The organism is Planktothrix sp. FACHB-1355, from assembly GCF_014748295.1.
GTDB lineage: Bacteria > Cyanobacteriota > Cyanobacteriia > Cyanobacteriales > Aerosakkonemataceae > Aerosakkonema > Aerosakkonema funiforme_A.
In genome coordinates this window covers 1-9,866 of record NZ_JACJUP010000114.1, presented here as the reverse complement: position 1 = coordinate 9,866, position 9,866 = coordinate 1, and the positions used below count along the sequence as shown (strand labels likewise).

9 protein-coding genes and 1 pseudogene are annotated in these 9,866 nt (G+C 42.8%); 5 read left to right on the top strand and 5 right to left on the bottom strand.

The features are described from left to right. Positions 1–113 precede the first annotated feature (113 nt). Genes psb28 through H6S82_RS07905 form a run of 4 tightly spaced genes read left to right on the top strand, consistent with a single transcriptional unit; the run spans position 114 to position 2,745 of the window. Positions 114–449 carry a photosystem II reaction center protein Psb28 gene (psb28, locus tag H6S82_RS07920; RefSeq protein WP_190464969.1) on the top strand — a complete coding sequence of 112 codons (336 nt, stop codon included), beginning with the start codon at positions 114–116 and terminating at the stop codon, positions 447–449. 60 nt (positions 450–509) lie between these two features. Next, positions 510–1,028 (top strand): MogA/MoaB family molybdenum cofactor biosynthesis protein, encoded by a 519-nt coding sequence (locus H6S82_RS07915; protein WP_190464968.1) that lies wholly within the window; start codon positions 510–512, stop codon positions 1,026–1,028. 43 nt (positions 1,029–1,071) lie between these two features. Continuing rightward, positions 1,072–1,776, top strand: a complete 705-nt coding sequence (locus tag H6S82_RS07910; protein WP_190464967.1) for a YdcF family protein — start codon at positions 1,072–1,074, stop codon at positions 1,774–1,776. Between the two features lie 24 nt (positions 1,777–1,800). Further along, entirely contained in the window at positions 1,801–2,745 is a 945-nt protein-coding gene (locus H6S82_RS07905) for a glycosyltransferase family A protein (RefSeq protein WP_190464966.1), read from the top strand. 9 nt (positions 2,746–2,754) lie between these two features. On the opposite strand, the gene recJ is transcribed toward H6S82_RS07905, so the two are convergent. The 5 genes and pseudogenes from recJ to H6S82_RS07880 form a co-directional block, all read right to left on the bottom strand. After that, on the bottom strand, positions 2,755–5,232 hold the full coding sequence (recJ, locus tag H6S82_RS07900) for a single-stranded-DNA-specific exonuclease RecJ (protein ID WP_190464965.1): 2,478 nt from the start codon (positions 5,230–5,232) through the stop codon (positions 2,755–2,757). Positions 5,233–5,278: 46 nt separating this feature from the next. Continuing rightward, positions 5,279–5,932: a GNAT family N-acetyltransferase gene (locus tag H6S82_RS07895; protein WP_190464964.1), complete on the bottom strand. Its 654-nt coding sequence runs from the start codon at positions 5,930–5,932 to the stop codon at positions 5,279–5,281. Positions 5,933–6,137: 205 nt separating this feature from the next. Next, positions 6,138–7,799, bottom strand: a complete 1,662-nt coding sequence (locus tag H6S82_RS07890; RefSeq protein WP_191056129.1) for a dynamin family protein — start codon at positions 7,797–7,799, stop codon at positions 6,138–6,140. Between the two features lie 80 nt (positions 7,800–7,879). Beyond that, the gene (locus H6S82_RS07885; protein WP_190464962.1) at positions 7,880–8,302 is read right to left on the bottom strand and encodes a nuclear transport factor 2 family protein; all 423 of its coding nucleotides are present in this window, start codon (positions 8,300–8,302) and stop codon (positions 7,880–7,882) included. A gap of 63 nt (positions 8,303–8,365) precedes the next feature. Next, positions 8,366–9,084 (bottom strand): annotated as a pseudogene (locus H6S82_RS07880) (FAD-dependent oxidoreductase). Positions 9,085–9,133: 49 nt separating this feature from the next. Here H6S82_RS07880 and H6S82_RS07875 point away from each other — a divergent pair. Continuing rightward, on the top strand, positions 9,134–9,787 hold the full coding sequence (locus H6S82_RS07875) for a PAP/fibrillin family protein (RefSeq protein ID WP_190464961.1): 654 nt from the start codon (positions 9,134–9,136) through the stop codon (positions 9,785–9,787). Positions 9,788–9,866: the final 79 nt, after the last annotated feature.

Here is a 9,866-nt window from a genome sequence, read left to right as displayed (position 1 = left end):
CTAGGCACCCCCGTTGCGGTGAGTGTCCCTTGCAAGAGCAATGCCAATATGCTCGCGAGAGTAACATTGATGAGAAAATAATTAATAAACCGATTTATATGTGAATAGCAATCATGGCTCAAATTCAGTTTTCCAGAGGCATCAATGAAGATGTTGTGCCCGATGTTAAGCTCACCCGTTCGCGGGATAACACCAACGGCACGGCTACGTTTTATTTCCAAAATCCCAAGGCTCTGAGTCAAAGCAGCACAGACGAGATTACTGGGATGTACCTGATTGATGAGGAAGGCGAATTAGTCATAAAGGATGTAAAAGCTAAATTCATCAACGGTAAACCAGAGGCACTGGAAGTTTTTTATGGGATGAAATCGGTTGAAGAATGGGATCGTTTTATGCGATTCATGAGTCGCTATGCTGAAGAGCATGGTTTAGGATTTACCAAATCATAATTGGTCATCGGTCATCGGTCAAGTTGACCGATGACCGAGCGGTAATAAGTAACAGCAAGTATGACTAAAATTCCTCATCCAGATTCATCTAATTTTACTGTAAATTGCGCGGTAATTACTGTCAGCGATACGCGCACTTCAGAAACCGATCGCAGTGGCAATCTCATGAAAGAGTTACTGTTAAATGCAGGTCATGCGGTGGCAGCTTATGCAATTCTCAAGGATGAACCGACGCAGATTCAGGAGCAAATGTTAAGCTTGGGTAATCGCCCGGATTTGCAAGCTTTGATTTTTAATGGCGGTACTGGCATTGCGCCACGAGATACGACCTACGATGCGATCGAACTATTGCTGGAAAAAACTTTACCTGGTTTTGGGGAGTTGTTTCGCTGGCTGAGTTATCAGGAAATCGGTTCGCGGGCGATCGCATCTAGGGCAGTCGCCGGGGTGTATAAAAAGAAACTGGTATTTTCTCTTCCCGGTTCTACCAATGCGGTAAAACTGGCTGTGGAAAAACTGATTTTGCCAGAACTGGTTCATCTTGTTACCCAGCTTGGCAGCACATCACCAGGACATTAAGGCAAAATAGAAAGCATGAGCGATCGCCGTCTTCAAAATTCCTATGCAGCCAAAAATCTCGATTCGCCGGCATCTGTTGCGTTTAATTCGCAATCGATTTATTTTGCTAGGGCTGAGTGGCTTATGCCTCATACTGGGAATTTGGCTGATCGATATTGGTATAATTTTGCAGAAGGCATCCCAAGGGCCTGTCGATGCTTTTCTCGTACTGGGAGGTAGTATCACCAGAGAGATTTATGTAGCTGAATTGGCAAAACAATATCCCCAAACCCCAATAATTATTTCTGGAGGCTCAAAAGACCCCTGCATTTTGCTGATTTTTCGACGTGCAAATGCTCCCATGCAAAATGTTTTGTTAGAAAAGTGTGCTAAAACCACTTTTGGTAACTTTTACTTCAGTCAGCCAATCCTCAGTCAGTGGCAGGTTCATAAGGTGAAATTGATTACCTCTCTCACCCATTTGCCAAGGGCGAAGTGGTTGGCGCAAATTATCTTAGGATCGCATGGAATTTGGGTAGAACCAGATATCGTTAAAGAGCAGGGAATTCCTGGCAATCGCGAGTCATTTCTCTTAACTGCGTGGGGATTGACTCGCAGTTTGTCCTGGGCTGTCATCAGTCAATTTTACTCTCCCAAATGTTCGGAATTGACTAAATTAACAGAGGTAAACCTCAAAGCTTGGCAGTCGCAAGGTTTTACGGTAAAAAGACAGTGCGAACGCCAAGCAAATCTACAGGAAATTTTGTAAATAATTTAATTAGGCTTGTGGAAAATGAAAGAAAAACCGATTCTCTCTATTGTTACTCCGACGACAGGCAAATATTCTGACTATTGGTTAGAACAGTTATTGAAGGTAAAGGGTAATGTTGAATTTGTTTTAGTTTATTACCCCAACATCCCAATCCGACCCGTAGATGACCCCAGAGTCAAAATTTTAACAAGCCCTTACAAAGGCGAGATGATGCAACGGTTTGTCGGTTTGCTAAATGCTAGTGGCGAATATGTTCTGGCTTTAGATGACGATGACTTCGTACATCCAGATGTGGAAGAATTAACAAAGAACTATTTTCATAAATTTCCTGAAAGTTGGGTTCTCAGGTTAAAAAAGGAGAATATTGATTTTAAAGATGAGGAACGCATTAAAAAAGAATGGAATGCAATCCCTGATGTTAATCAACTGGAAGTCTGCCAAAAGACACCAGAAAATCCCTATCCTTATCAGCAAGGAAATTATACGGGATTGCTGGAAATTCCAGTTGCTCCTTTAGACAAAAATTTGGATATTCAATACATATTATGGCCTTTGGGAGAGAGAAAAGATAATTTTGGCTATCATTTTGAGAATTTCAATAATATTGTTTGGAAAAACGAGCTAGTTCAAAAAGCCCTTCCCGATTTATCGCAGGCAACAAAAGTGCTAGGGGCGATAACCTGGATACCTTCAACGGGTTTCGATCGCTTGTTGGGTTTATTTGTACAGGCTAAATTTTTTGAGAAGGATGCTATTATCGGTCACTGGATGCCAAAGCCAGAACAAATCAGATATATTGATAAGCCTGCTGCCCTGAAACCACCGAGATTTCATGTGGTTTCCGATGTACTTTTAGTTAAATATTTTCCCCAATATGGATATTTATGGAATTTGTTTTTTAGTAAGTTGTACGGTGTGCCAAGGACGATAGGCAAAGCAGTCAAATGGAAATTAATCAAAAAATGATTTGGGAATTTAATCATTTTGAAAAAAAGTGTTTTGGTTGACTACAGATCGAATGATATCTAAAGGAACTTCATAGAAATACTGGCGGCGAAATTGTTCTTCTCGGACAGCGGCTAAAAATTGTGCGATCGCACTATAAATTTCCCCCGCCAAACTCGATGCTTCTAACTCGGTATTTCCCGTAATCTTAAAGTTACCATCCCCATTTTTGACCTCAAACCCTATTTTAGTTAATGTTTGCAACCCTAAGAGCAAGGTAGTATCGCCAATACCGAGTTTCTGTTGCAATTGAGCTTGTGTAGCCGTTTTACCGGTACGGCTGAGATATTTGGCAATGCCGACGAGATTTTGCCAAACTTGGCTGGGAGGTATTTGTGGCGGCGGTGGATAGGCAATGGCTAATTGCTGTTTTGCCTGCAAAGCGCGTCGAAACCACAATTGCAAATCATCCCAGTGACTCGGACATTCTCTAACTATCAAAGTTTTCTCATTAATTTGAGATTTCAGATTGGAGATTTCCGATTTAATCATGCCTTCTTCTATTGGCAGGTTTAAATAATCTATTTGCAATTCATCTGCTTTATTTCGCCAGTCTAAAATCCACTCTGTTTGACTGAGATCGGGACTGAATAAGGTAAGATTTGATTGGCGCGATCGCACAGCAATTAACCGCACTTCATAGCGCTTATTGTAAGTATTGAAATCAAGTTCTACAACTGCATCGCATTGTCCTGGCGGAATTTCGTCTTTGTAGTGACCCCACCAAACACCGGGAAATCCAATTTGAGCAGAGCGATCGCAAATTTGAAACTCGGTTTTAATATATTGAACCTTTTTTCCCGTCGCATCCTGAATATTGCGATTCTTGATATTCTCAAACCAGCAATCTTGAATTACCAACTGCGGTACGGAGTTGCCCATACCGCAGGGTTCTAAAAGTTTCAGTTCGCGAAACAAATTTATTCCTAAATCAGCTACAGTTACGACCAAATCTGCTGAGATTATTCTGGTTCCTAATTTACCTTCTTCTCCGCCAATTTGTTGCCGCAATTGTTGATTTATCGCCTCTGTAAATAGGGGGATATTCTCAACAGGAATACTCAACCCAGCCGCCAAGGGATGACCGCCAAAACGATCTAAAAGGTGCGCTTGAGCTTTCACCAATTGATAAAGGTCGATTTGATTGACCGATCGCGCAGAACCCCTAGCAATTTTAGATTTGGCATTTGGGATTTTAGATTGAGAAATTTCCCGATCGTTTTCTATGTTTTCTTCGGCTTCTTCTAGGCTTAATAAAATCGTGGGAAGACCGGTTTGTTGAGCAACTTGACCGGCAACTAAACCCAAAACGCCCACAGGCCAACCCATTTCTGTGAGTACAATAATGCTAGTTGTCGATAAATCTAATTGTGCTAATTTTTGGGCTGCTTGCTGTTCGACATCTTTTTGTAATGACTTGCGGCGGGCGTTAGCTAATTCGGTTTCTCGTGCCAATTTTTCGACGCGATCGATCTCCCGACTCGTAAGCAATTCTACGCAGAAGCTAGCATCCCCTTGTATGCGACTGACGGCATTAATGCGGGGGCCAATTCCGAAAGAAATATCGGTTGGACGATCGCCACTTTTCTTGCAAAATTCCAGCAAATTTCCAACGCCAGGACGCCGCCGCAATTTTGGCGGGTTCTGTAAATCTTCTTGCAGTTTTTCTATTCCCAATTGTGCTAAATACCGACAATCGCCTTTCAAATTAACCAAATCGGCAATTAACCCAATTGCGACTAAACCCAACAAATCTTCTAAAGGCTGTTTGGGAATATCTGGCAGAGTTTGATAAAGCGCTTCTATCAACTTATAAGCAACAGCAACTCCGGAAAGATTAAATAGCTGGTGTGACGGCGACAAATTCCGGGGATTGATAATAGCCGTTACTGGCGGACGTTCTGGTAGCAGCGTGTGATGATCTGTGACAATTATATCGATTCCCAATTCACGAGCGTATTCAATTTCGCTCAAATTTGTACTGCCAGTGTCGCAAGTAACTATCAGTTTTACTCCCCGTTCCGCCAGGTCAGCAATTCCCTGAAAGTTGAGTCCGTGGGATTCCGTTAGGCGATTGGGAACGTAGTATAATAAGTTAATATTTTGGGCAAAAAATTGTCCCAATCCATCCCACAAAACGGCAGTTGAAGTGATGCCATCGGCATCAAAATCACCCCAAATCGCCACAATTTCAACCGCATTGATAGCTTGCCGCAATCTTTCGATCGCCCAGTGCATTTCCTGACCGAATTCAAAGGGACTGGCTGGTTTGTACAGCTGCGGTTTCAAAAATCCTGCCAGATGTTCGGCGTCGCGAATTCCGCGCTGCCATAGCAATTGGGCAGCATAATTTCCCGGTAATTCTGCGTACTGTCTGACTGCTTGAACGAACCACTCTGGCGGCTCAATTTTTGGCTGAATTTGCCAATGAATTTGCTGTTCTGGCATTTGTTTGGGTGAGATTTGAGGTAAATTAGCAAGTCAGTAATATTTATTATGAAAGCGAGGGTCGATCGGGACTATCATCAGCAGGCGATGAGGGTTCCGTTACCATTACTTTGCTAGCGGCTTCGCTGACAATTTCTTGAGGTTTATTGGTGGGACGACGACGCGATCGACTGTAAGCTGCCCTTTCCGCTTTTTCTCGTTCGTAAGAAATTAATCTGCCATAATAATCGTGCTTGCTTAAATTCATCGATAAGAAAACGTGCTGACGGGTATTGCCAAAACCTTTACGGTTAAAAAATTTCACTGCTGGGATATTCGCCGGATCGGTATCTACCATCATGAAACGCACCCCATCTTCGATCATACGTTCCACTAGCTTATCAACCAGTTTATCGCCTACACCCCGACGCTGAAAGTTAGGATTAACTCCCAGCCAGATGATATATCCATAAGTCCACGATGGCTTGTTAATAATCGTTCCCAAGATAAAGCCGGCGAGTCGATCGTCTATTTCTGCAACCAAACAGTATTCGGGGTCGGTATTATAAAGTCCGAGTACCTCCCATTCATCCCACGTTCGATATAAATAAGGATACAAATCGCTGGTAAACACATCTTCGCCCAAGTGGTACACGGGCGCAAGGTCATCAATTTCCATGTTGCGAATGTGAATCGAGTTGTAGTTATCAATGTTGGTCATAAATAAAATGTTGTTAGTTTTTTCATCTCTAACTATTAATGTACATTAGAGTGGGAGCGATCGAACGTTGATGAGAGTTTGGCCATATCCCCGACTTCTGGGAGAAGTCGGGGATATCTGTGGGAATCAAGGGTGAAATTTTTACCACAGATGTAGGCAGATAAACGCAGATAAAGAAGGGTTTTTTATGCTACGGGACAAGATATTAATTGATAGATTGCAATTCTCGATCGAGGTTCTGCAAGCAAGTATTTAACAAGTTTAGTTGATGACGCTTGTTAGTAAGTTCTGGAGGAATGTCGGGGATTTTAAAATTCAGAACTTTTGCGGCTTTTTCTTCATACTGGTGCAGTGCTGAAAGCGCTTCGCTACTGAAGCGACTTAGATAATCTTTTGCCGCATCGGTATAAAGTTGTGCAGCTTGATTTTGATAAGCATTGCTTGACGATCCTTGCTTGTCTTGTTTGATATTTTTATTTAAAAGATAAGCTGCACCGCCCAGCACTGCCGCTCCTATTGGCCCACCCGCAACCCAACCCAAACCAGTCGCTACAGCTACGGGAGCAGTATCGCTCAGATTATCCGAACTTGTCGGTTTATTCGGTAAAGTTACTTGTGGGTGCGATGGAAATGAAATTGATAGTTCTTCGGGTTGAGTGTAATTGAAAAACTCGCAAGCTTGGCTAATCCATTTGACAATTTCTTGTTGATGCTTTGCAACTGTTGGTTTGAAAAAATCTCTTTCCCAGGTGCTAAATTGATTTTGTTGAAGTGCGGCGGTGGCTTCGGATTGATAGCGATATAAAATTGTTTGTTCGTGCAGCCAGTCTCGGAATTCTTTAATGCTGGTTGCAAAGCCTTGTTTAATTAGATTTTCGGCTTTTTGTTGAATCTGAATTTTGGAATTGCGCTTATTTTCTGCGGTTTCTACTTCGGTGGCAAGAGGTTGTATTTTGGCTTGTAATATTTGCTTGATTTGAGAGCCGATCGCGATCGCACGCGGCAGCCGCACATCGCCCATTTGCTCCTGTTTTACTGCTAAAATACTTTGCAGAGCCGATTCAAAACCAGCCAGTCCGCTACTTTGTGCAGCCGCAACATCTCCTTTTAATCTCGCTCTCAAAGCAGGTAGTGCATCAACGCGATAAAGGTTGCTGATATTTGTCGGTAAATCGGCGCGAAAACTTTCGGCTAAAAAACGCAACCGTTTGTAAACTTCTTTTTGGTCTTCCGGTTCGAGTAAATTGAGAAAGTTAACAACAAAAACAATGGTTTTTATGCCTCTATCCAGCAGCCAATCGCGCAATTTCTCTCGCTCTCCTAATGTCATTAACTGACGACCGTCTAACACTTGCACGATTAAATCTGCGGTGAGGAGTTTGTCGCGAACTAAACTGTCTTGTTCTTCGCGATCGTTCGTTCCCGGTAAGTCGAGTAATTCTACATTATTTTGCAGAAATGGGTGAGGACAAAAAACCTGCACCGAGGCGACATCATCTCGCATTCTGCGATCGCCATCTAGGATAGCAAATTGCTTGAGTATTTCCGTACCGCTTTCATTAATTTCTCTGCCATTCGTCATGGTAATGCGAGTTCTTAGCTCATTTCCGTACTTGACATAAATAGCAGCACCCGTAGTGGGGATAATGTCGATCGGCAAAGCGCGGTTTCCCAGGATAGCGTTGATTAAGGTTGACTTGCCGTAATTAAACGGGCCAAAAACAGCAATCCGAAAACCGGGATTGGCGAGATGGTTGCAGACAGATGTCACATCTCGGTAAAGTTGGGAGTTTCGATCGAGTTCCAGCAAACCCAACGCAGATTGAAGAATATTGACAAGGTTGTGATGAAATTCCTGCTGTTGCATACTAATAAAATTGAAAATTGAAAATTATTGTGACATTTTTAGTGTTTCTCAAGGAACAATATAGTTATGTTCGGTCACAACTAACGTGACCGCCGAAACTTGCGTTCCGATTCCAAAATCGGCAGATCGTTGATACTAGCTTCTCGCCGTTGCATCAATCCATTCGGGGCAAATTCCCACTGTTCGTTGCCATAAGCACGATACCACTGACCGGAATCCGTATGATATTCATATTCAAATTTGACAGAGATGCGATTATCGGTGAAACTCCACAGTTCTTTTTTAAGTCGATAATCCAGTTCTGTATTCCATTTACGGGTGAGAAATTCGCGAATCTTCTCCCTGCCAGTGAAAAATTCAGCCCGATTTCGCCAAACTGAATCTTCCGTATAAGCTAACGCAACTCGTTCGGGGTCGCGAGTATTCCAAGCATCCTCAGCCGCTTGTACTTTCGCTCTTGCAGTTTCCAAAGTAAAAGGAGGTAAAGGCGGTCTAGTTTCCATTGTGAATTTCTCCTCATTGATGTTGTGAAGTATATCCTGTTAGAAAGTATAATAGCCAAGATTTTAAAGAATCTCATTGAGCAATTGTAAATGTTGCTGCACTGGAGCGATCGTATGAGCAGCCATCATCCCACTAGCAGCCACCGCAGGCATCCCAATCCCCGGAAAAGTCGAATCTCCACAACACAATAACCCAGACAAAGGTGTCGTCGCACCCGGAAATAAAGCTTTACCTGCTGCAATTGCTGGCCCATAACTACCGCGATGGCGACGCAAAAATCGGGCGTGGGTGAGGGGAGTACCCACCAAAGTAACTTCTGTGCGATCGCGAATATCGGGAATAATTCTTTCTAAAGCTTGCCACATTACCTCAGCGCGTTCTTGTTTTCGCAAGGCATATGCTTTGCTATTGCGTTCCATACCTTGCCAAATCGAAAAAGGTTCATTACCTGGAGTATAAACGTGAATAACGTGCTTACCTGGCGGTGCTAAAGATGAATCGATAACGGAAGGAATTGATACTAATACAAGATTTTGCGGTGCAGTAAGGGATTGGGGGAAGGGGTGTAGGACAAACCAGAATATAAAGATGGCCCAGAATCAAACTGATAGCCATTGCGTTCAAAAGCATGAGCCGCACCCCCTGCGATCGAATGGCTTTCTACTACGGTGACATCAATACCATAGCGTGCTAATATGGCAGCACAACTCAAACCGCCTATACCGCTACCAATTACGACTACTTCTGTATTGTTCGTGAATGATGGTTGATTATTAGACATTTTTCCAGAATAATAAATCTTGTCGCTATCAACAGCTAGGTGTCAATCCTTGAATAATTTACTCTCTTTAAAAGAAAAATTACAAGCTGCTCTTGATGCTATTCAAACTAACAAAGATGGCTCGCCGATTACCGATGTGCAGATCGACAAAACGACCGCCGCAGAAATCGCACAGTTGACCGCTCAACTAGAAAGTTGCAACCCCAATCCGAAACCTTTGCTAAATGCTATTTCTTTACTAGAGGGAAATTGGCAACTGCAATACTCCACTGCTAGAGAAATCCGCTCTTTAGTTTCCCTACCATTGGGATTAAAGCTAGGCCAAGTATATCAAGTGATTAATGTCAGCAACAAACAGTTTTTCAATATTGCTTTTGTCCAACATTATTTAGGATTATTATCGGGATATGTGAAAGTGACGGCTAGCTTTGAACCTGCTGGAGAAGATTCAGCACCTGTCCCAGACAAACGCATCAACGTCTACTTTGACAAACGCTATTTATCAATTGATAAAATCATCGGTATTAATACGCCTCAACTCAACCCATTCAAAGTTGTAGCTGCTAATAATCCAGTCGGTCGAGTTGCCACGCTTGATATTACTTATTTGGATCGAGATTGCCGAATTGGACGTGGTGGAGATGGCAGTTTGTTTGTTCTCAAAAAATCGGATGGTATAGTTGAGAATACGAGTTTAATCTGAAGCCACCCCAGCCCTAAAGGGACGGGGGTTCAAAATGCGATGAAACCTCCACTTGGCTCTCCCAAATTGGTACAACATC